The sequence below is a fragment of the Paenibacillus sp. M2 genome, from assembly GCF_046713495.1.
Classification (GTDB): Bacteria; Bacillota; Bacilli; order Paenibacillales; family Paenibacillaceae; genus Paenibacillus; species Paenibacillus amylolyticus_B.
This window is the reverse complement of record NZ_CP169648.1, coordinates 6,110,557-6,132,869: the sequence shown is the minus strand read 5'-3', so window position 1 is coordinate 6,132,869 and position 22,313 is coordinate 6,110,557. Positions and strand designations below refer to the sequence as shown.

General features: G+C 45.3%; 23 protein-coding genes. 14 read left to right on the top strand and 9 right to left on the bottom strand.

Translation table 11 applies throughout. The features are described 5' to 3' along the window. The first annotated feature begins 94 nt into the window (after positions 1–94). A complete protein-coding gene (locus tag ACETMN_RS28050) occupies positions 95–2,566 on the top strand; it encodes an S-layer homology domain-containing protein (protein WP_143786596.1) in 2,472 nt (823 codons plus the stop codon). Between the two features lie 47 nt (positions 2,567–2,613). Here ACETMN_RS28050 and ACETMN_RS28045 read toward each other — a convergent pair whose 3' ends face one another. Continuing rightward, a complete protein-coding gene (locus tag ACETMN_RS28045) occupies positions 2,614–3,489 on the bottom strand; it encodes an AraC family transcriptional regulator (protein ID WP_179198691.1) in 876 nt (291 codons plus the stop codon). A gap of 108 nt (positions 3,490–3,597) precedes the next feature. On the opposite strand from ACETMN_RS28045, the gene ACETMN_RS28040 reads away from it, so the two are divergent. Together ACETMN_RS28040 and ACETMN_RS28035 are read left to right on the top strand one after the other, a co-directional pair. Next, the gene (locus ACETMN_RS28040; RefSeq protein WP_091020781.1) at positions 3,598–4,755 is read left to right on the top strand and encodes a Gfo/Idh/MocA family protein; all 1,158 of its coding nucleotides are present in this window, start codon (positions 3,598–3,600) and stop codon (positions 4,753–4,755) included. Positions 4,756–4,915: 160 nt separating this feature from the next. Continuing rightward, positions 4,916–5,164 carry a helix-turn-helix domain-containing protein gene (locus ACETMN_RS28035; RefSeq protein WP_143786598.1) on the top strand — a complete coding sequence of 83 codons (249 nt, stop codon included), beginning with the start codon at positions 4,916–4,918 and terminating at the stop codon, positions 5,162–5,164. Between the two features lie 318 nt (positions 5,165–5,482). Here the strand turns inward: ACETMN_RS28035 and ACETMN_RS28030 are convergent, their stop codons facing one another. Further along, positions 5,483–5,803: a winged helix-turn-helix transcriptional regulator gene (locus ACETMN_RS28030; protein WP_036605715.1), complete on the bottom strand. Its 321-nt coding sequence runs from the start codon at positions 5,801–5,803 to the stop codon at positions 5,483–5,485. A 415-nt stretch (positions 5,804–6,218) separates the two neighbouring features. Here ACETMN_RS28030 and zwf point away from each other — a divergent pair, with 415 nt between their 5' ends. The 4 genes from zwf (at position 6,219) to yunB (ending at position 10,940) form a co-directional block, all read left to right on the top strand. Continuing rightward, positions 6,219–7,673, top strand: coding sequence for a glucose-6-phosphate dehydrogenase (gene zwf / locus ACETMN_RS28025; RefSeq protein ID WP_411735430.1), 1,455 nt, complete (start codon positions 6,219–6,221; stop codon positions 7,671–7,673). Positions 7,674–8,225: 552 nt separating this feature from the next. Beyond that, positions 8,226–9,119, top strand: a complete 894-nt coding sequence (gnd, locus tag ACETMN_RS28020; RefSeq protein ID WP_062838007.1) for a phosphogluconate dehydrogenase (NAD(+)-dependent, decarboxylating) — start codon at positions 8,226–8,228, stop codon at positions 9,117–9,119. An 86-nt stretch (positions 9,120–9,205) separates the two neighbouring features. Next, on the top strand, positions 9,206–9,850 hold the full coding sequence (gene fsa / locus ACETMN_RS28015) for a fructose-6-phosphate aldolase (protein WP_036605718.1): 645 nt from the start codon (positions 9,206–9,208) through the stop codon (positions 9,848–9,850). A 211-nt stretch (positions 9,851–10,061) separates the two neighbouring features. Continuing rightward, the gene (yunB, locus tag ACETMN_RS28010) at positions 10,062–10,940 is read left to right on the top strand and encodes a sporulation protein YunB (protein ID WP_091020784.1); all 879 of its coding nucleotides are present in this window, start codon (positions 10,062–10,064) and stop codon (positions 10,938–10,940) included. A gap of 88 nt (positions 10,941–11,028) precedes the next feature. Here the strand turns inward: yunB and ACETMN_RS28005 are convergent, their stop codons facing one another. Next, positions 11,029–12,099 (bottom strand): M23 family metallopeptidase, encoded by a 1,071-nt coding sequence (locus ACETMN_RS28005; RefSeq protein ID WP_105601337.1) that lies wholly within the window; start codon positions 12,097–12,099, stop codon positions 11,029–11,031. Between the two features lie 240 nt (positions 12,100–12,339). On the opposite strand from ACETMN_RS28005, the gene lipA reads away from it, so the two are divergent. Both lipA and ACETMN_RS27995 read left to right on the top strand, forming a co-directional pair. Beyond that, complete coding sequence (gene lipA, locus ACETMN_RS28000) at positions 12,340–13,239, top strand: lipoyl synthase (protein ID WP_210109819.1); 900 nt, start codon at positions 12,340–12,342, stop codon at positions 13,237–13,239. Between the two features lie 14 nt (positions 13,240–13,253). Then, the gene (locus tag ACETMN_RS27995; protein ID WP_411735429.1) at positions 13,254–13,661 is read left to right on the top strand and encodes a YutD family protein; all 408 of its coding nucleotides are present in this window, start codon (positions 13,254–13,256) and stop codon (positions 13,659–13,661) included. Between the two features lie 27 nt (positions 13,662–13,688). Here the strand turns inward: ACETMN_RS27995 and ACETMN_RS27990 are convergent, their stop codons facing one another. Next, complete coding sequence (locus ACETMN_RS27990) at positions 13,689–14,492, bottom strand: NAD kinase (RefSeq protein WP_036673293.1); 804 nt, start codon at positions 14,490–14,492, stop codon at positions 13,689–13,691. 104 nt (positions 14,493–14,596) lie between these two features. After that, positions 14,597–15,850, bottom strand: a complete 1,254-nt coding sequence (gene ylbJ / locus ACETMN_RS27985) for a sporulation integral membrane protein YlbJ (protein ID WP_091020786.1) — start codon at positions 15,848–15,850, stop codon at positions 14,597–14,599. Positions 15,851–16,002: 152 nt separating this feature from the next. Here ylbJ and ACETMN_RS27980 point away from each other — a divergent pair, with 152 nt between their 5' ends. From ACETMN_RS27980 to ACETMN_RS27970, 3 genes are all read left to right on the top strand, one after another. Further along, positions 16,003–16,167, top strand: a complete 165-nt coding sequence (locus ACETMN_RS27980; RefSeq protein WP_155984997.1) for a hypothetical protein — start codon at positions 16,003–16,005, stop codon at positions 16,165–16,167. Positions 16,168–16,411: 244 nt separating this feature from the next. Beyond that, positions 16,412–16,789, top strand: coding sequence for a globin (locus tag ACETMN_RS27975; RefSeq protein WP_036605723.1), 378 nt, complete (start codon positions 16,412–16,414; stop codon positions 16,787–16,789). A 43-nt stretch (positions 16,790–16,832) separates the two neighbouring features. Then, complete coding sequence (locus ACETMN_RS27970; protein WP_091020787.1) at positions 16,833–17,564, top strand: DUF2225 domain-containing protein; 732 nt, start codon at positions 16,833–16,835, stop codon at positions 17,562–17,564. An 11-nt stretch (positions 17,565–17,575) separates the two neighbouring features. On the opposite strand, the gene ACETMN_RS27965 is transcribed toward ACETMN_RS27970, so the two are convergent. Together ACETMN_RS27965 and ACETMN_RS27960 are read right to left on the bottom strand one after the other, a co-directional pair. Further along, positions 17,576–17,809 (bottom strand): hypothetical protein, encoded by a 234-nt coding sequence (locus ACETMN_RS27965; RefSeq protein WP_017692378.1) that lies wholly within the window; start codon positions 17,807–17,809, stop codon positions 17,576–17,578. Beyond that, positions 17,806–17,976 carry a YycC family protein gene (locus ACETMN_RS27960; RefSeq protein WP_091020788.1) on the bottom strand — a complete coding sequence of 57 codons (171 nt, stop codon included), beginning with the start codon at positions 17,974–17,976 and terminating at the stop codon, positions 17,806–17,808. Before ACETMN_RS27960 ends, ACETMN_RS27965 begins: the two co-directional genes overlap by 4 nt. A gap of 339 nt (positions 17,977–18,315) precedes the next feature. Here ACETMN_RS27960 and ACETMN_RS27955 point away from each other — a divergent pair, with 339 nt between their 5' ends. Both ACETMN_RS27955 and ACETMN_RS27950 read left to right on the top strand, forming a co-directional pair. After that, on the top strand, positions 18,316–20,115 hold the full coding sequence (locus ACETMN_RS27955; protein ID WP_091020789.1) for a M3 family oligoendopeptidase: 1,800 nt from the start codon (positions 18,316–18,318) through the stop codon (positions 20,113–20,115). Positions 20,116–20,390: 275 nt separating this feature from the next. Then, positions 20,391–20,801 carry an O-methyltransferase gene (locus tag ACETMN_RS27950; protein WP_091020790.1) on the top strand — a complete coding sequence of 137 codons (411 nt, stop codon included), beginning with the start codon at positions 20,391–20,393 and terminating at the stop codon, positions 20,799–20,801. A 78-nt stretch (positions 20,802–20,879) separates the two neighbouring features. On the opposite strand, the gene ACETMN_RS27945 is transcribed toward ACETMN_RS27950, so the two are convergent. Then, entirely contained in the window at positions 20,880–21,113 is a 234-nt protein-coding gene (locus ACETMN_RS27945; protein ID WP_105601328.1) for an alpha/beta-type small acid-soluble spore protein, read from the bottom strand. A gap of 205 nt (positions 21,114–21,318) precedes the next feature. Then, positions 21,319–22,296, bottom strand: coding sequence for an aldose 1-epimerase (locus ACETMN_RS27940; RefSeq protein WP_411735428.1), 978 nt, complete (start codon positions 22,294–22,296; stop codon positions 21,319–21,321). Positions 22,297–22,313 lie beyond the last annotated feature (17 nt).

Here is a 22,313-nt window from a genome sequence, read left to right as displayed (position 1 = left end):
TTAGTTATGAAATTCTGTGATACCTTTTTAAGAGGCTTATGATACTAAAGTAGTAGGTCTATGGAATTAAAACCAATGGAGGCGAAATTGCGACGTGAAAAAGTGGGGAAGTCTATTTTTATCAGGAGTATTGTTATTTAGTGGTATGGCTACTACATCAGTACAGGCTGAAGTAACCAAAGACGGATGGATTGGGAATGAATCATCCTTAAAAACAGCTCAACATTCTTTCAAAGACGTGGAGGGCAACTGGGCTCAGGAAGTAATTGAAAAGTGGGCTGACCGTGGAATCGTCCAAGGAAATGAACGGAATACGTTTTTGCCCAAAGGAGAAGTTACGCGTGCTGAGTGGGTCGCGATGATTAACCGAATTTTCCAGTATGAAGAGGTCAGCAATGCTAATTTTTCAGATGTAACATCATCGGGTTGGTATGCTCAAGATATTGCTAAAGGAGTACAAGCCGGATATATCCAAGGATATGCAGATCACTCATTTCGGCCGACTGGTTCAGTGACAAGGCAAGAAGCAGCAGCTACGATCTCACGGATACTGCAACTGCAGGGAAGTGGGGAGTCTAATTTTGCCGATGATAAGGATATCCAAAGTTGGAGTAAAGAAGCAGTAAGTGGAGCAGCTGACAAAAAGATTATCGTTGGTTATAGTAACGGCAATTTTATGCCGAACAAGGCAATTACTAGAGCTGAAGCAGTACAGATTTTGGATCGAGCTTTTAGTACATATGGCAGTTGGTATGGGCAAGAAGGAACCTATGGATCTACAGAAAAAAGGGAAGAGATATCTGGCAGTGTAGTGATAGGTACATCAGGCGTTACACTTCAAAATATGAATATTACAGGTGATTTGATCATTAGTAAAGCTGTCGGTGATGGAGATGTGTTCCTTAAAAACGTAACTGTGCAGGGAAAAACATATGTATATGGTGGAGGTGAAAATAGCGTACATCTGGAAGATTCGGTCCTGTTGACGGTTATTGTGAATAAACAGGATGGTACTGTGCGCTTGGTTGCAACAGGAAAAACAGAGGTTCAGGAAATCACTGTTCAAACGGCGGCCAACATTGAGTCTGACATGGGGGCAAAGATCGACAAACTGACGTTGTCCGAGGCACTTCCAGAAAAATCAAGAGTATACCTTAAAGGTAATTTCGAAACGGTTAATGTGGTTGCCAAAAGCATTAACATTCAAATTCCATCGGGTACGATTAATCAACTGAACGTTGACGATTCTGCATCAGGGACTACGGTTGAGACTAATCAGGAAGCCAAAATTATATCAGCTATTCTTAATGCAGCTGTAAGAATGCTAGGGACAGGAACCATTGAGCAGGCTACAGTTAACGCTGTAGGCGTGACCATGGAGAAAGCACCAAATAAGGTTAACTTGGGAGAGAGCATACCTGCTGATACAACGGTACAAATTGGTGGGACAAATAAACCCGTGACTTCAGTTACACCTCCAGTTACGCCTGCTCCATCAGCCAGTGAAGGATCATCCTCAGGCTCATCAGGAGGAAGCGGTGGTAGTACAACTCCTGTAAATCCGGGTACGGGCAATGGCGGAGGAACTACACCAACTACTCCTTTACCGGGCAATGAATACGGTAGTTATGAGGGTGGTTCATTCTTCTTGCTCGGTGTAGAGTCAACCACAATAACAGTAACGGAATCAGTATATTTATACAGTCCCCGAAGTGGTTATGCATATGTGACTACTCAAAATATTGATGGAAGTAATCTTATCCTCCTTGAAGAAGCAGTTAATGCTGGCGCAGCTATGAAGCTTCCTATCGTTGCAAACGAGAGAACTGAAATCCAAACCGAAACGCTAATCACAAAATATGGACAACTTAGAATTTTCGTTCTTGATTCACAAGATAAGAGTTCTCAAACTCAATATGTGACAGTATTGGATGGCCCAAATCAACGTTTAGTTCAAAACGGATCAAGTATGAGGGGAAGCTGGAGTGATAGCATAGAAACGTACTCAATTTTTTTTAATCGTATGATTATGGAATCCGAACTTGGCAGTCTAAGAGATCATATTCAGGTATCTACGAACTCTCAAACACCTGTATTCGTTTCTCTGGATCCAGAAGATGTGGTTTCAATAAGATACAATGAAATCAAAATAAACCCTAAACAGATGAACTTAGGGAAAAGTACTTATTTTAGAATATTAGAAGGTGCAGTTTCAACAACAGACAGCGTGTACAGAAACGAAGTATTCACGTCATCTAAATTTGTTTCATTCACTCGTCCAGTTTTTGTAGATTATCCGACTAAATCAACTATTCAAGTCCCAGTAGGAACTGTAATTAAATTCACAGTTAATTATGGTGGGGATACAGCATATTTAGTTTATAGGGATACTTATGGTTCATATGCAAATTTTGATAAGGAAGTCACTGATGGCCATGGTATGAAATTAGTTATACCACAACGTTTTGAAGGAGAAATTTTCGAATTCGATACAAGTGATTTACAACCTGGACAATTTAAATTAAGCCTTACAAGTGGATATACAATGTATGTAGATTTAAAATAGTATTGTTTTTAGCAGCGAGAGGAGATCCAATTCCTCTCGCTCTTTTTTTACTTCCTCCCCTGCATCTTCAGCCGATATTGATGCGGTGTAGAGCCTGTGGCAGTACGGAATACTTTGCAAAAGTAGGAGGGGCTGGTCATACCAACACGGTGACCGATTTCGGGAACGGAAAGGGAGGACCGAGTGAGCAGCACACAGGCATGACGAATGCGGGTAGCTTGAGCATAAGCAACGATGGTGGTGCCAGTCGCTTTTTTAAATACATGAGATAGATGATAGGGAGATAAATGAAGTGTATCTGCGATATGCTCCAAACGAAAAGGCTCCTGGTAATGCTGCTCAATCCATTGCATGATGGCTTCGGCATGAGGGGGAAGAACGTTTGCACTGGATGAGAGTACATCTTGGGAGCGGTGTTGCTGCCCGTCCTGCCACAGATAGCGAAGTTGTGCGAGCAGATCCAATAAAAAAAGGCGTGTATCCTCCTCTATTTCATGAGGAAGCAGACCTGGAGACGTATCTGCATATTGTTCCATTCGTTGAACGAGTGGGGATGTGGCAGCAAGCCGGATGGGCTGAATGGGGGATTGCTCTTCCAGCAGATCCTGTATGAAGTCGTGAGTAACGATAAATTGGGGCCAATGTGCCTTCAGTAGATCAAGTTCAACCATGAGTACATTTCGAATGAAAGGCTGCTGTCTGGATACTTGAATCTGGATGTGATGCAATTGAAAAGGTCGAAAAATCATGAGCATACCGGGTTCAAGGGAGAAAACCTGACCTTCGGTTATCAACTGCCCATATCCTTCGTGAATATAGGTTATCTCCAGCTGCGAATGAGCATGGAACACTTCGCGAGACGTAGTGTTGGATGTACGACGACAGACCAGATTAAATTGTTCTCCCAGAAAGATGGACTTCATGAATGCCTCCCTTATCATGCGCAAGATAGTTTTATTTTAGCACAAGATGAACGCATAAAAGCGCTTTATTATTGTGTATTGTGAAGGGAATAAGGGAGGTATGCAACGATGTTAAAAGTAGCGATTATCGGAGCAGGTGCAATTAGTGGAGCACATATCTCAGCATATTTGGCGTTCCCTGAGCGATGTCAGATTGTTGCTGTGGTCGATATGTACGTGGATAAGGCAGAGAAGCGAATTAACGAATATGGACTGGAAGGTGCACAAGCCGTTACGGATTACACAGAGTTACTTGCCCAAAATATTGATCTGGTATCAGTCTGTACGCCGCCGTATACACATGCTTCAATTGCGTGTGATTTCATGCAAGCAGGTGTGCATGTGTTGGTTGAAAAACCGATGGCCTCATCCTTGGAGGAAGCGGATCTGATGTTGAGAGCAGCGCAAGAAAGTGGCAAGTTACTATCCGTAGTAGCACAGAATCGGTTTACAACGCCGATGATGAAGCTGAAAGGTGTGCTGGACAGTAAAAGGATGGGCCCCATCGCCCATGTGCAGGTTGATTCGTTCTGGTGGCGGGGTCACAATTATTATGATCTGTGGTGGCGTGGGACATGGGAAAAAGAAGGCGGAGGCTGTACCCTCAATCATGCGGTACATCATATTGATGCCATGCTTTGGATGATGGGACCTCCAGTGGAATTGCAGGCCATGATGGCGAATACCGCACATGATAATGCCGAAGTTGAGGATATATCCATGGCAATGCTTCGATTTCAGGAAGGGGCGCTTGGTATGATTACCAGTTCCGTCGTACATCACGGAGAGGAGCAGCAGTTAATTTTTCAGGGGAAGGAAGCCCGAGTATCTGCACCTTGGAAAGTGGTTGCTTCTACCGCGCGAAATAACGGATTTCCGGAATCAAATCGAGAGTTGGAAGAACAGATCCAGAGGCTCGCTGACGAATTACCGGATGTTACTCATGTCGGTCACGCTGGGCAAGTTGAGAATGTGTTAAATGCTATTGAGACAGGATCTCCCCTTCTGGTGGATGGCCAAAGTGGTCGGAATACACTAGAACTGATTGTGGGTATCTATAGGTCGGCAAGTACGGGAGAAAAGGTTGTTTTTCCACTAGAGGCCGAAGACGCGTTTTACACAAGAGAAGGAATTATGCAACATGCCGTACACTTTTATGAAAAAAAGACGACGGTGGAAAACTTCGAGGATTCGAGTATTACACTCGGGAGGAAGTTGGATTCGTAGTATTTTACGTGAAAAAGATGCCCCCTCACATCACAGTGTGATCGGCATCTTTTTTGTACTAGGTCGATTACACCTACATCACCATAAAAATTAATCCCCCCGGTTTTTCCATCCATTTAATTCGCAATCGCTTCAAGATAATAATCTCCATAATCAGGGATTGGATCAACAGAAAGAGGGTGCAAATGTAGCGCTTTCACGGTTAGCGGGTTCACGTCATTTTAGACACTTGGAGAAGATGATGCGCTGGATTGAAGAGCATTTCGAAGATGAGATGAGATTGGACCAGATGGCGGCAGATGTTCACCTGTCCAAATCGTATGCTTCCTGCGTTTTTCATCAAGAGATAGATAGCAACATCGAACTACATCACAATCCAGAGGTTGAAGCAGGACTACTTACTCCTTGAGACAACATCACTTTGGGTGGAAGAGGAGGGGCAGACGCGCCGGTTTCCAAATGGACCGTATTTCATCCAGTTATTTCGCAAAACTGCTGGGACGATCCCAATTCAGTATCGACAACAATTTGAACGGTGCAGTAAGCATTATTTTGAATTATAAAAAAATAGCGTTATTACGTCTCTATACACAATTAGTATTTACCGTTTGAAGTAAAAAAATCCCGAATGTGGATTGCACTAGCCAGTTGCTAAATGCGATACTCCACCTCCGGGATTATGGGCGTTACCTTTAAGCTAAATAAACCATAATGATTCCTCAAAATATTACAGCCACTTATCAGCCCAACGTTCCACGGCGCTTAGCGCTCTCCCCAGTTCCGTACCTTTTCGTGACAACATATATTCAGTCCGAACTGGACGTTCCGTGACCACATGGCGAACCACGAGTCCTTCTTCCTCCAATTCCTTCATTCGCTCATTTAACACGCGTTTACTCAAGTCAGGGATATAAGCGTGAATCTCACTGAAGCGTTTGGGCTCCTCCATCAATGCATGAATAATGAGGGCTACCCATTTTCGGCCAATGATCTGATAAGATTGTTCCACTTTTGTGCATATTTGCTTGGCATTCTCATCATCGCTCATGATTGTGCTCCTTCGGTTTAGTATTGCCTGTAATATCATTAGTATACTTATTGTAACCTACTTGTCCACAGGCCATATGTGTAAAATGTCACATACCAATTGTTCTTAATCTTACCACATAAAGCGTTATCATCAAATAAAAAGCCTATAAACACTGGAGTTCACAGGTTCGACACGATTATTGACGAATTGTGACGACAGGTGTAATATGGGTAACGTTAATTCAAAAGGTTACAATTTATAACCTAAATACAGGTTGTGGAGAGAAGGAATGTTCCATGGTTAAATTCAGGTGTGTTATATAAACGGAGGCAAGGCGGGGAACACACCCACTTATTCCGTCTTTTGTCATGCTTGGATTTGAACATTTTGCAACATCATATACTATACTGCACAGATCACAGGAGGCACTCCAATGGATGCAATGACATTTGTCCTGTTCGGGGCAACAGGCGATTTAGCCAAACGCAAGATTTACCCTGCATTATATAACTTGTACATGGATGAGAAAATGCCGGAATCCTTCTCTGTTATCGGATTGGGACGACGTGAATTGTCGGATACGGACTTTCAGGCGAATGTTGAAAAGTCACTGCATGAATTCTCACGTCAGACGCCGGAAGAAGCATCTCAGGTTCGGGATTTCATTGGAGCTTTCCGTTATTGTTCTTTAAATAATACGAAGCTTGAAGATTACACCAAACTGTTGGAACTGGTTCAACAGCGTGAACAAGAGCTTAACATTCCCGAAAACCGCATGTTCTACATGTCGGTGGCACCGGAATTCTTTGAGCCAATCGCATTAAACATACAAGAAAGTGGCCTGGGTAACACCAAAGGCTGGAAGAAACTGATTATCGAAAAACCTTTCGGACACGACCTGCAATCCGCTCGTGATCTGAACGAAAAACTGAGCAATACGTTTGCGGAAGAAGAGATTTACCGTATTGACCATTTCCTTGGTAAACCAATGGTTCAAAATATTGAGACGCTCACCTATGCAAATCCGGTAATTCAAGCGTTGTGGTCTAACCGTTATATTGCCAATGTTCAGATTACGGCAAGTGAGACGGTGGGTGTTGAAGAACGTGCGGCGTATTACGACCAAAGTGGTGCGCTTCGTGACATGTTCCAAAACCATATGCTTCAGTTGCTGATGATGATTGGTTTGCATTTGCCAAAACGTTGCACACCGGAAGAAATTCAATTCAAAAAGCAAAAAATTGCTGAAGCACTTCGACCTTTGACGAAAGAAAACGTCGCTTCTGAAGTCGTTCGTGCGCAATATGCCGCAGGTGAGCTGCAAGGCACTTCGGTTGTTGGATATCTGGACGAGCCTGGCATCCCTGCCGGATCGCAGAATGAGACCTATGTTGCCGCAAGACTGTGGATCGATGATCCGTTCTGGAGTGAGGTTCCATTTTATATCCGTACAGGTAAACGCCTGGCTGAGAAATCCACTCGAATCGTTGTTGAGTTCAAGGCTCCACTGAAGACCGGTCATGAATCCGAAAATACAACGGAACCTAACCTGCTGACGATTGAAATTGGTCCGGGAGAAAGCATCTCGCTTCAATTAAATGCGAAGAATCCATTGAACCATGGTGAAGTGGAACCAATGCATATGACCTTCAACTCGGGTAAACGTAACATCCCTGAAGCTTATGAGAATCTGATCTTTGATGCGATGCGTGGAGATTCCACCTTCTTTGCTCACTGGAATGAAGTGGAGCTGGCATGGCAATGGGTGCAACCGATTCAGGAAGCATTCGAAGCGGGCAACGTGCCACTGGATACGTACAGTGCAGGTTCGCATGGACCAGAGTCAGCAGATCGCCTGACAGCCGAAGATGGCTACCGTTGGTGGTAAGTGTAACAACAGAGTAATCATCTGAGAACACAAAAGTGCAATCCATTGTGTTTACCAATGAACATTTTGCACAAATCCAAAGACCGTCTTTCAAGTAAACAGGATATGAAACGAAATGGTTCTTTTCGTCTTCTAGAACTTGTATTCGGAAGCGAGTTGATCGAAATGATGCAAAATGCTGATATAGATGAAGTAGCTTTTATGATGTATACAGATCTCATTTTTTATGAATTATACCGTTCCAATTTTGCATAAGCCCTTCCGGTTATGTTTGCCGGAAGGGCAGTGAAAATTTTTTAATATAGAGGTGTTCAAATTAATTAACTTTTGGTGTAGTGCCGTAGTGTAGGGGATGGAATCGATTCTGAAGAAGCGAAGCGTTCGCCTTTGTATCCGAATTTTAACTATAAGAAAAATAGTTAAAAAAATTTGGATACAACAGCGATCATAAGAACGATCCATCACCGGAACGGTTGCTGCATAAAGCAAACCTTAATTAATATTTGAGCGCAAATAAAATTTAAACATTGTTCATAACAGGAGGATTTTAAAATGAAACTTGGACTCGTCGGATTAGGAAAAATGGGATTGAACCTAGGTAGAAACTTGATTGACCACAAACACGAAGTGGTTGCTTTTGACCTGAACGCTGAAGCAGTAAATGAAATGAAAGAATACGGCGCTGAAGGCGTATCTTCATACGCAGAGATGGTGGCTTCGCTCGAATCCCCACGTGTATTGTGGATCATGGTTCCTCACAACGTGGTAGATGCTGTACTGGCTGAAGTTAGCCCATTGTTGTCCAAAGGTGACATCATCATTGAAGCGGGTAACTCCCACTACAAAGAATCCATCCGTCGCTATGAAGAGATGAAAACCAAAGGCATTCACTACATGGATGCAGGTACATCTGGCGGTATGGAAGGCGCACGTAATGGAGCATGTTATATGATCGGTGGGGACCCGGAAGCTTGGGCAATCGTTGAACCGGCATTCAAAGATACTTCCGTAGAGAACGGCTACCTGTATGCTGGTAAAGCGGGCAGCGGTCACTTCCTCAAAATGGTTCACAATGGTATCGAGTACGGTATGATGGCATCCATCGGTGAAGGTTTTGACGTATTGGAGAAAAGTGGATTTGATTTCGACTTCGAACAAGTAGCACGTGTATGGAACAACGGTTCCGTTATCCGCTCTTGGTTGATGGAGCTGACAGAACGTGCCTTCTCCAAAGATGCAAACCTCGATGAGATTAAAGGTGTAATGCACTCTTCCGGCGAAGGACGCTGGACAGTAGAAACGGCATTTGACCTTCAAACCGCTACACCGGTTATCGCGTTGTCCTTGCTGATGCGTTATCGTTCCCTGGAGACAGACACATTCACAGGTAAAGTGGTAGCAGCATTGCGTAATGAATTTGGCGGTCACGCTGTAGAGAAAAATTAATTTTATATATAACTGTTAACATATGATGAGAATCGGGTAATGACTTATATCGTGTTTACGAATTCATCAAGTGGAGGGAACATATCATGAAATTTTTCTTGGATACCGGGAATGTGGAAGAAATCAAACGGATCGAACGTCTGGGTCTGGTGGATGGAGTCACGACTAACCCGTCTTTGATTGCCAAAGAAGGTCGCGTATTTAAAGAAGTCATTCAGGAGATCTGTGGCGTTGTTAAAGGCCCGGTCAGTGCTGAAGTCATCGGTCTCAAAGCCGAGGATATGTTGAAGGAAGCTTATGAAATTGCAGAATGGGCACCGAATGTAGTCATTAAATTGCCGATGACCGAAGATGGGCTGTATGCTTGTCATGAGTTGACGCAAAAAGGGATCAAAACCAATGTTACGCTGATTTTCTCCGCAGCACAGGGCCTGATGGCGGCGAAAGCCGGTGCAACCTACATCAGTCCATTCGTTGGTCGCTTGGATGATATTGCTGTGGATGGTATGAAATTGATTCGTGATCTGCGTCTGATTCTGGACATGTATGATCTGCCTTCCGAGATTATCGCAGCAAGCATTCGCAATATCAAACATGTAGAGGATGCAGCCCTTTCCGGTGCGCATATTGCCACCATTCCGGGTTCGCTTCTGCCGACACTTTGGAAACACCCACTGACGGACAGCGGGATTGAACGTTTCCTGAAAGACTGGGAATCTGTTCCGAAATAAAAGGATAGACATGCCTGAATCTTTGGGTGGTCTGAACATAAAGCCTTTCGTCTTGCAGAGTAATCTGCAGGCGAAAGGTTTTTTTATCTCTGTTTATTATGTTGTTGTTACTTTCTATAGAGTGTACACGTACTGTCCTTCTTTTTTGGGACAACGGTGCATAAGGTTAACATATAGCCTATAGCTCATCCCGTAGGGGAGGGACACTTCGATGATGAGAAGAAAATGGCGAAGCCGGAGACGCCGTAAGCCGCCAAGCGGCAAGCGCAAAATGTGGTTGATCATTTTATTGGTCACCGCGTTTTGTTTGATGCAGGGCTTTGCTTATGTGGATAAAAAGATGAAGCCCCCCATCATGCACTTGGCCAAGATCAGAGTGAAGCAGATTGCGACCGAAGCGATCAACAAGGCGATTACAGCACAGGTTGCCGATGGCAAAACCAACGAAGGACTGATTGACTGGAAGACGGATACCGCCGGGAAGGTGTCCGGTTTCATGCTGAACTACAATGAGCATATGCGGATCACCGCAAGTACGATGAATATTGTGCAATCCACGCTGCAAAATGTACACATGTTAAAAGAAAAAATCCCACTGGGTCAGGCGCTCGGCAGTCCGGTGTTGGCTTCATTTGGCCCGAGTATACCGGTTCGTATTGAGCCCCAAGGTGCTGTCAAAGTGGATCTGAACACCCGTCAACAGAATGCGGGTATTAACATGATTTTGGTGGAAGTGTACATTCACATTATTGCTGAGGTCGCGGTCGTGGTGCCCTTCGACATGGAACCCGAAACGGTCGATACGGAAATCCCGATTTCCTACCTTTTGGTTGTCGGAGATGTGCCAATGTATTATTACGATAATCAGGGCAAGCCAGTGGGTAGTAACGGCAGTAATGCCCCAGCTATTGCGCTGCCATCAGGTCATACAGGTGTATCAAGCGGTAATGGAGTAACTACGAATCCCCCTAGCCAGAACCAGCAACAGACGCCGTCAGACCCTTTGCAAGGGAATGAACTTGAAATTGAGCCGGATGATCTGCCTGATGTGAATGGGGGGTTGCAGCTCAATAAGGACGCGCACCCATGATACACACAAATTAGAATTGTAAAGCAAAGAAAGGGGCCTCAATTAAAGAGGTCCCTTTTTCGCTTTGCTGATCGTGCATATTCTCGTCTCACTTGCTTTTCTTGCTCTTTTGTTTGCGTTCATCCTGTTCCCAATGTTTCAGCTGTGGATAAGGATCAAACGACCATTCGTGCAGTCCGCTGTCCCGGTAGATCCCATAGTGCAGATGTGGAGGGAATTTGCCCTGTGTCCCGGGTTTCCCGTAACCCGAACTGCCAACCCAACCTACAACCTGACCGGGGATTACCACTTCACCGATGCGTGCACTTTTGTCAAAACCCGAAAGATGAGCGTAATAGTGATAATGATTGTTCAAATCCCGAATTCCGATGCGCCAGCCACCAAACGGATTCCAGCCTTTGATTTCCACGACCCCGTAACAGGTACTGCGCACAGGCAGGCCATGCGGAGCGAAAATATCTGTTCCCTCATGAATGCGATAACCGCCCCAGCTTCTTTTTGTCCCCCAGGTACTGCGATAGGAGTAGTTGGTTCCGAGCGGGACCGGAAAGGCATGTCCGAATAGATCCAGATTGTCAAAATGCTCATATAACTTCGCGAATTGCTGTATTCGTTGCACAGCACGGGAGTTGTGATAATATTCCCACAAGGCAATGTTGAAGTCCTCTTGTTTGTTCCCGTAACCCTGAATAACAGAAGCCATGCTGTACAGCACATCCTGATCATTGTTGGCATCCGCTATACCGTCTCCTGAACCATCACGTCCATATCCTTTGAAAAAAAGAATGGATTCCGGATGTTGATCCGTCTCATCGGGATTTAGCCATCCTCTCCAGGCCGGAGGGGTCATGAAGATACCCGTAAGCCGCTCCGGATGCTTGCGATCCTTTGGATGTGCACGAGTAATCGTCCGTTCATACTGATCAATGGCAGCAAGCCTGTACCAGGGAATCTGGGTCATCTGACCGATGGTTTCATATAAATGGCGACGTGCAGCGAAAATTTCTGCGGGTTTTAACTCGGCAGCCTGTGATTTGGGAGTGGCCTGGGCGGGTTCACTGTAAACTTCAACAGGCAAGAATGGGAGAAGCAGAGTACCTGCAAGTAATGTTTTGATCCAAAAGCGGTACGTGTGCCTGAAGGTCAAGCGTTGTTGCACTGGGAAGCAGCCCCTTTCCATTAGAATAATACAAGGTACCCGATGAACCAAGCTAAGGGTTAGCGTTCTTCAAAAGTTCTCATTTTATCCATGTAAGCTCTTGGGGGGAATCCAATTATACAAATTGTCCATATCGAGCATGAATGCACAAGATGTGACAAATGGGGGTTTTTCCAGCGCTTTCATGGTATAATATGTTCCGAGCAACAGCCTAACTTCAGTAGAAAGAAGGTTTATGCATTGGCTAAACGTGTTAAAGAACCGAAGCCGGATTGGATTCGGATCAAATTGACAACCGGCGATAACTATCAGGAAATGAAAACGATGATGCGTTCCAAAACGCTGCATACGGTATGTGAGGAAGCGCGGTGTCCGAATATTTATGAATGCTGGGCCAATCGAACGGCCACTTTTATGATTTTGGGCGATATTTGCACAAGGGCATGCCGTTTTTGCGCGGTGAATACAGGCTTGCCAACGGAGCTTGATTTGCAGGAACCAGAACGTGTGGCGGAAGCAGCAGAGCAGATGAATCTGCAACACTGCGTAATTACAAGTGTAGCCCGTGATGACCTGAAAGACGGGGGAGCTACGATCTTTGCAGAGACGGTGAAGGCCGTACGGCGACGGTTGCCATTGTGCAGCGTTGAAGTACTCATTCCAGATTTTCTGGGCGATCTGGAATCTTTGCAGATTGTAATGGATGCCAAACCGGACATTCTGAATCACAATATTGAGACGGTTGAGCGGTTGTCAGACAAAGTGCGTGCCAAGGCGAAATATAAACGTTCACTGGAATTGCTTGCTCGTGCCAAAGAAATGCAACCTAACATCCCTACGAAATCAAGCATTATGCTTGGTGTAGGTGAGGAATATAATGAAATTTTATCAACAATGGATGATCTTCGTGCGGTGAACTGTGATATTATGACGATAGGTCAATATTTGCAGCCTTCGGAGAAACATCTGTATGTTGAAAAGTATTATCCGCCAGAGGAGTTCGCTGCATTGAAACAGGAAGGATTAAAACGTGGGTTCAGCCACGTCGAATCTGGCCCGATGGTACGCAGCTCCTACCATGCGCATGAACAGGTGAAATCGGCTACCAAACATGCTGAACAGGCGGCAACACACGCGTGATGGAGGATACCGGATTGGAAGAAGAAAAAAACACAGAACAGATTCAGGAGCAACTTCAGGAACAGATCCAGGAACCGGTTGTTGAGTCAGTTGAAGAAAAGCCCAAAGAACCGGTCATTGTACAGATCGGCGGCAAAAATTATGAAATCGTCCAGAACCACAAAGAGGGCTGGAATCCAGAGGTCTTCCGTGACCGTTACAGTGAAGTGCTGGAGCGTTATGATTATATTATCGGAGACTGGGGTTATAGCCAGTTAAGGTTAAAAGGTTTTTACCGTGATAACCATCCAAAAGCGACGAAGGATTCTACAATCGCCAGTATGGTCGATTATATCAATGAATATTGTAACTTTGGCTGTGCGTACTTTGTGCTTCAGAAGAGCAAAGATCAACCTCAAGCCAAAGCAAAAAGCGGTTCCTGAGAAGGACCGCTTTTTTGGTGTGTTATTTTAGTCAAGAAATGCCGTGCGAACCCGGTTCCAGAATGGGTAAGGGCGGAAACGTGCGAAACTGACCTTATGACTGGATACCTGACAACGGACGGAGATCAGATCCTCCACCATCACATTTACATGATCAATCGTCATCAATAACCGCTGATCCTTGCGGGAGAAAATATCACAATGATGATGCTTGGGCAAAATAACCGGTGAACCAAGTGTCCGATAGACCCGGTTATTAATCGATGCAATCTCAGCAATCTGAATGGCCTCAATGGTTGGATGAACCATGGCACCGCCAAGGGCCTTGTTGTATGCCGTGCTGCCTGATGGCGTGGATACACAGATGCCATCCCCACGGAACATCTCAAATGTCACATCGTTAATATCGACCTGGGCCACGACTGTACCGTCTACACCTTTTAACGTAAATTCATTAAGGGCGATGTAAGAGGAATTCCCCGACTTTTTCCGGATCTCAAGCTCCAATAGCGGGTATTGTACAATGCGTGGTTTGAGACGCTCCGGATCTCCTTTGCCACTCATCAGCCTGACTAACTCCCGTAATTCTTCCTTCTTCCAATCGGCGTAAAAGCCGAGATGGCCTGTATGAACCCCAACAAAAGCAATATCCGGAATACGGTCGATGAAATTGTGAAATGCCTGCAGCATCGTACCATCGCCCCCGATGGAGATAACAATCTCCGGCGATTCTGCATCCAGCTTGAACCCTTCTTCCTTCGCCAGCGCATGAAACTGCTGACTGAGATCAATCGATAACTGGTCTCCGCGGTCTTGAACATAATATCTCAAGATGAAAGCTCCTTTGTGGTCATTATACTACCGATGATAATCAATTCCGCGGAAGAACACAACGTTTGGGCGCATATTCAGTTAAATATAGATGAATCGTTGACTTATTTTTTGGCATGTCGTCTAGGCTTGAGAATGGAACTTAATACCGCTAGGAATAACAACAACACGATGAGGCTTACAAAAACAATCATTCCTGATAAGAAAATCAGTCCCCAGTCCGGTGTATACGTTGATAACGATGGGAAGAAACCGGGCTCCATGAGAACGGGTGAAGAGGATCGCCCCATCATGGGTGTCCATAAGAGCAGGACCAGCACAGGTGCGATTAGCGCATGAATCGCTCTGGCAAATAGAAATGGACCGTATCTCATGGGTGTGTTGCTAAGAACACTCATAATCTGTGCATGGACTGATAATCCGCCCCAGGAGAGAACAAAGGCTGCTGCTGCTACTTTATAGACGAGTGGGATGGATGCCCCGGCACTCCCAGCCTCTTTGTTCCCCAGCGTTACTTCAAACAGTCCACCGACCAAGCTAGGAGATAAGGATGGAGGCAGTCCGCTATGTCGTAACAATTGTTCGGTTATGCCGTATAAACCGCCAAGCCAACCAGTCTGGACAAGCAGCTCCATCATGACCGAGAAGAATACAACCAGCCCTCCTACGATAATAATAAGGCGAAGGGATGAGGAGACTGCCTGGCGCAGCAGTTCACCGAATGCCCGTCCGTCAGCTTTTCTTGCTTCATGCATCGCATAGATGGCCCGGACCAGTCTGTTTCTAGGTATCCCCTCCGATGGAGATCCAGAAGAACTGTCTGGGTGTGAGCCTTTTGCTGTACCCCCGTGAAAACGCATGAGCATGCCCACGAGAAAAGCTGCAGCGTAATGGCTCGCAACCAATACTGGAGCAATGGCGACATTATGAAAGAACCCAACCGATACGGCTCCAATCATAAAGATCGGATCGGATGATGTAGTGAAGGCAACGAGCCGTTCTCCTTCTTCCCGGGTAACCAGCTTTTGTTCCCATAACTGGGCGGTCAGTTTCGCTCCTGTAGGATAACCGGATGCACAGCTCACGGCAAATACAAAACCACCGCTTCCGGGAACACGAAACAATGGACGCATCAGTGGATTCAGCAATGTGCCCAGAAAATGAACAATGCCAAAGCCGAGCAGCAGCTCGGACAGCACCAAAAAAGGAAAAAGGGAGGGAAACAATACGTCCCACCAGATGGACAGTCCGCGTACACCTGCATGCCAGGTTTCCGCTGGATACAAGACCATTAACACACAAAGGATCAGGAGAGCGAGTGTGACCAGGACATGGGTGAGTCGTTGTGAAGCAGCCATGAATTCTTCTCCTTTATATTTGGAATGGTCGGTGTGCGGAAGTCTGTGGTGTTATTGCCATCAATATATGAAAAAAAGTGAACAAACAGTACAAAATTATACGTAGAAAGCGCTTGCAAAAGTGGCTGTGTTTTTGATTAATGTGTGCTAAAATGAGAAAAACGCCTGAACGTCACCTAATTGTCTCCAAGGTGGAATTCAATTCGGATGGAGTGATGATCATGAGTCTTGTCACCGGAATCCTGGTCTGTGCTTTTGTATATGTGATACGTGCCTCGCTGGTACGCTCTGAGGAAGAGGACTGGCGGAGTTATTAATGAAATATCTAGTGCGCCAACCCAAGCGGTTGGCGCTTTTTTTGTGATACGTTTTGAATAAGGTCCTATATACAGATGGCAGGTTACATGTCCTGATGATTTCATGTTATATAGGACTTTTTGGTTTTTTTTGATAGAATGGAGATAAAGGCTTCTGTGGCCTGGATATTGTTACTGTTTTCACAATGTTCACGGAACGTGTAATATATGGCAAAATTCGACATTAGAAAGGGGAATCAGACGAATGAATCCCAGTTTGAGTATTTATGACAATCTTGGCGGTGAGAAAGGTGTTCGCGCACTGGTCGAGGCTTTCTATCCGATCGTTCAGCAGAATGAGCAGCTGGCTCCGCTTTTCCCGGAAGATATTCAGCCGGTCATCGACAAGCAGTATATGTTTTTGTCTCAGTTTTTCGGAGGACCAGGGCTGTTTTCCGAGGCATTTGGACATCCAATGATGCGTGCGCGTCATATGCATTTTGAAGTGACGGTTGAACGGGCTGAGGCTTGGCTTGCATGTATGGATCAAGCCTTAACACAGATTGGTGTGGAGGAGCCCTTGCATTCGTTTATCCTGCAGCGTTTATCCGGGCCTGCACATCACTTTGTGAATACACCGTAGTTCCGAATATGATTATAAGCATACGGGAGAGGGATGGAAGAGATTGGAATTAGAGCCGCTGTATAAGGTGAAAGTGACCTGCCATTATTGCGAAACCGAGTATGAAACCTCACGGGTAAGACCAAGTTTGAAAAGGCCCTACCGGACGGATTCGGATTTTTGTGCGTACTACAAGCTGGAGAATCCAGATTTTTATGTGGTTCGCATCTGTCCGCAGTGCGGGTTTGCCACGACGGAGAACGCAACGGAGCATTTAAATGATGCTCAGCGCAAGGCTTTTAAGGAACATATCGGTAACCGCTGGGTTAAACGTGATTATAGCGGAGCACGAACACTGGAACAGGCGTTGGCTACGTACAAGCTTGCCTTGCTGTGCGCACAGGTTATCCAGGAGAAAGATCGTGTCGTCGCTGGTCTGTTGCATCATATAGCTTGGTTGTATCGTTATATGGAGGACCATACACAGGAACATCGTTTCCTTGAATTTAGCCTTGAAGCCTATGTGAAGGTGTTCGAACGTGAAGGAACGGGTGGCAATGAAGCCAAACTGTTGTATTTGCTCGGGGAATTGAACCGCAGGGTAGGACGGTTTAATGAAGCAGTGCAATGGTTTAGCAAGGTCATTCATGACAAGCGGATCACAGATGCGGCCATGATTCGTGCTTCAAGGGAACAGTGGGCCGTGCTGCGTGAGCAGATGATTTCAAGTAAATTGGAACTCCCTGAAGAGATGCTGGAAACAGACAAAGAGGCTGCGAAGCGCAGCCCCCTCTAGGTTGATCTACATTAGTTACGGACAGGACGGCTGGATAACAAATAATCACTGTCGTTGTCGATCACGGTCATGCTTGTATTACAGCAGGGAAAGACGAGTAATTTCTTTTTGCCTTCGCGAATGAGCACAAGCTCTTTGGGTTTGAGGGGGAGCAGCACGTTGCTTGCATGACAGTAGGGACATTGCTGTACATAGATGTCTCCCATCACAATATCGTAAGGCCAGCTGTTCTCAAACGGAATCATTCTTGTTCGCCTTCTGGTTCGGAAGGTTTGGAGGCTTCTTGTTTGGCAAGTTCCGCAATCTTCTGCATCAGGATATGTTGGGGCATGTGCATCAGGTGCTCCAAAGGTACGCCTAAGGATTCTGCTAATTTGACGGCTGTATCAGCCGATACTTGTAAAGGTTTCATACAATTACCTCCTGAAAGTTACTATAAATACTTGTTCAAAAAGACTGGTTTTCAGTACCGAGAAGATGGAATGAAGCTAGAAATGGAGTAGCGGAGCGTAGGAGAACTACGTGAGCAACTACATTGTTTCCAAAGGAAACAACCTTCGTAAGCATCCGCTTATTTCGGCTGAATTTCATATTCGATGCTGATAATGCCGTTAGGCATGATTCGTAATCAAAAGTGGACTTTTTGAACAACCTCTGTAGCTATTTCTCTAGTATAGAGATATGACACGCATAAAACCAGTTTTTAATTCAATCCTAACCATCCAATTTATAGAGAGAGGTGCCTTATTAAATGAAAACGCCATTACACCCCGTATGGGACCTGGAGTCCATTTTTAGTGGAGGTTCTTCCTCCGAATCATTCGCTTCGTATCTTATTGAACTGGAAGAGGATGTACGTAAACTGCAACATCTGTTGAACGAAACACCTGCACCGACTTCAATAGAAGAGACGGCAGCATTTGATCCGATTTTGGAACTGCTGCAAAGCTGTTATATCCGCATATCGGAAGGTTCTGCGTTTGTATCCTGTCTCTCATCGCAAAACCAGAAGGACAAAAAGGCAACGCAACTTCAAGGCGCCATCAGTTCTATTGCAGCGATGCTGAACGGCAGCAAATCGAAGTTCGATAATACACTCAGTCAGACATCAGATTCGGTGTGGGACGCTTGGATTGCTCGGGAAGATATTCAGCCGCTGGCATTTGTACTGAACGAGAGTCGCACGCTGGCACGTGAGAAGTTGTCGCCGGAACTGGAAGGTCTTGCTCTGGATCTGGGTGTGGATGGTTATCATGGTTGGGGCAAATTCTATAACACGATTGTCAGCAAGGTAAACATTCCATTTGAGCAAGATGGGGAAAAAGTGATGTTATCCGCAGGACAGGCTGCCAACAAGCTGAGCGATAGTGATCGGAATGTACGCGAGACGGTATTCGCAAACTGGGAGCAGGCTTGGACCGATGTCGAAGATTTCTGTGCAGATACACTGAACCACCTCGCGGGATTCCGTCTGAAGTTATATGAGAAACGTGGCTGGGATGATATCCTCAAAGAACCTCTGGCCATCAACCGGATGTCACGTCAGACACTGGATACGATGTGGAATGTGATTAATGGTGCAAAACCTGCGCTTGTTCAATATCTGGAGCGCAAGGCAGAACTGCTGGGGGTAGACAAGCTCAGCTGGAGTGACGTAGATGCACCTGTAGGTAAATCGAGTGGCAAAATCACTTACGATGAGGCAGCCATCAATATTGTTGAACAGTTTGCCAAGTTCAGTCCTAAACTTTCCTCGTTTGCAGAGATGGCTTTTGAGAAACGCTGGATCGAAGCAGAAGACCGTCCTGGCAAACGTCCAGGCGGATTCTGTACGTCTTTGCCACTTAGCAAAGCAACCCGAATTTTCATGACCTTCTCCGGGACACCATCTAATGTGTCGACTCTTGCGCATGAACTTGGTCATGGATATCATCAACACATTATGGAAGAGTTGCCTGCGTTGAATCAACGTTACGCGATGAATGTGGCTGAGACAGCGTCCACGTTTGCTGAATTGATTGTAGCAGATGCCCTGGTGCAGGCGGCAACAGATGAGCAAGAGAAGCTGGCGTTGTTGGAAGATAAGATACAGCGAAGTGTGGCTTTCTTTATGAATATCCATGCCCGGTTCCTGTTTGAGAATCGATTCTATGAACAACGCAAAAAAGGTCTGGTTAACGCGGATGAACTATCCAAATTAATGGTGGATGCTCAGCAGGAAGCGTTCTGCGGTGCACTTGCATCAGATCATCCTCATTTCTGGGCATCCAAACTGCATTTCTATCTGACTGGTGTGCCATTCTATAATTTCCCATACACGTTTGGGTATATGTTCAGTGCGGGAATCTATGCAAGAGCGCAGCAGGAAGGTACAGCATTTGCAGATAAATATGATGATTTGCTGCGGGATACAGGGCGTATGACGGTCGAAGAACTTGCCCAGAAACATCTGGGTACGGACCTGACACAACCGGAATTCTGGCAAAATGCTGCGGACTTGGTTATTGCCGATATTGAGCAGTTTCTACAGATGACGGCGACCGAAAAATAGGTTGAATATATATGAAAGAGGCTGCAATCCCCTGTTAACAGACACAGGATTGCAGCCTCTTTTTGTTCGCGATCTAAATTTTTAAGGTTTAAATATTTTGTCGCAAATGAAAGAAAAAGCTCAGTTTAAGGGAGTCGAATGGCAATTAATTGTGCAAATCATAGTTAGAAATACCCAACTTTGCCGTTATTTGTTGAATGATCACATATGATGTCATATAATGAGTCGTAAGTCCTTGATGTATAGGACTATAAGCATATAAGGAGAGTGTTAATATGAAAATTGATGAGCTTTCATTAGCGAGACAGTTGGATCTGGTGTTCAAAGAACTTGATCATGAGTTATCAGGGTTAGATTCAGGGGTGGTTTTTGTGCAAATACGAAACAACGTAATTGGGAAATTCGGTATTCGACATAATCCGATAGCTGGACGAGATGGGCAGATGGATGTGGAGGAAGAGGGGCTAAACGAAACCCAGAGAACTTCTTTCCGGGCAATGGCACTGGAGACGTTGAAATTCAAACGCAATTGGACGCATGGCGAGATATCATACGACTTCACAGTAAGACAAGGTATGATTTTGGTAGATGCAACGATGGAGTCTAATTACAATATGGCGAGCCTCATGATTCGTTACCCTAGAACCAATACATACAAGGATTCAGATATGGAGTCGACCTCATAATTCGTTGCACAAGAGAAAGCGGCACTTCCGAAGAAGGCCGCTTTTGGATCCTGCTTAGCTTAAGCAATAATTACGAGCTTACGAACGACCCGATAATTGCTGCTCAGCGATTTGCACCAGACGTTTAGTGATGTATCCACCCAGAGAACCTGTCTCACGGGAAGTATAGTTACCGTAGTAACCATCTTGTGGAATAGTTACACCCAGCTCTTGTGCAGCTTCCATTTTCAATTGTTGCAATGCTGCTGTTGCTTGGGGAACGACCAGGTTGTTGGAGCGGCTACCGCTACCTTGGTTTTGACCTCCGTACATATGTGTCACCTCCTTATGGGTTGGTGATGTTAGTATGGTTAGAGAATACGGAAATATACATGATATGGCGTAAGGGAAAATATGGATAACTATCAGTGCACAGGACACATAAAAAAGCCGACCCAATTCGGGTCGGCAAGTTGTATTTGGATATCAAAATAGTTGGTGATATGCTTAAAAGCAGTATAGAGAGTGATCAGCTTGCTTAGTCTTCTGTAGGAGATATAACCTCAATACGTGTAAATAACTCAACAGGCTGTTCCGGTTCCAAGCGAATCAACCCGGTTTGTTCATCCGATAAAGCCAAATTAGGTGCATCTGGTAGCCAAGTGTACGGTTCAATGCACAAAAACTGATCGGATTCACCTTTGGTAAAGAGAACCCAATGTTTGAAAAATGCTTCATCTGCTGAATATTTCAATGTATATCCATCTTGCCTGCGTAAGTAAGCCGTAGCCGGTTCAGCTTCGGTAGCTTTCAACAGGGTATCCCAGTTACGTCCCTGCAAATTGATGCCTTCGTTCAGAGCAGACCATTCACCCAGAGATTCCAGTTCACCTGTCGGTAATTGTTCTTCATTCTGTCCGTATATTCCGGAAACAGGCAGTTGCAGTGTCCAGTCGGCAGGTTTGCCGTCTAACAAAAACCATGTATGATATCCCATCCCAAAAGGAGCAGGTGTTGAGCTCAGATTGGTGACTCGCAGACGCTGGCTAAATACAGCGTTTTGCAGACTGAACGTCATCTCAAGTTTCAGGGGAATCGGGAATTGAGCCATCCAATGCTCTTCATTTTCGGTCAGTAATTCAGTCGTAATTGCACAGCCGTCTTCATCTTCCTCAATGTCACTGACACACCAGGATTGGGTACGGTGGAGACCGTGAATATGGTTGTCATTCGCCGTGTTCTGATCGAACTGGTAATGAACGCCTTCATATTCGAATTGTCCACGATGAATGCGGCCTGGTGGTATCAGGAGAGGAACGCCAAAATGGTACGGCTTCTGCAGATAAAAGGCAAGATCGTCTTCATCCGGACGGCGAACGACATCTCTGTCCTGCACTAAATCACGAATAGAAATAATATTATTTCCAAGACGCGGCAGCAGGGTGATTTCCAATTCACGGCTATGTAGGATATACGTGTCGTAACCATTCCATTGGCCTTTGGTCACTTGTTTCATATCGATGCTCCTTTTCC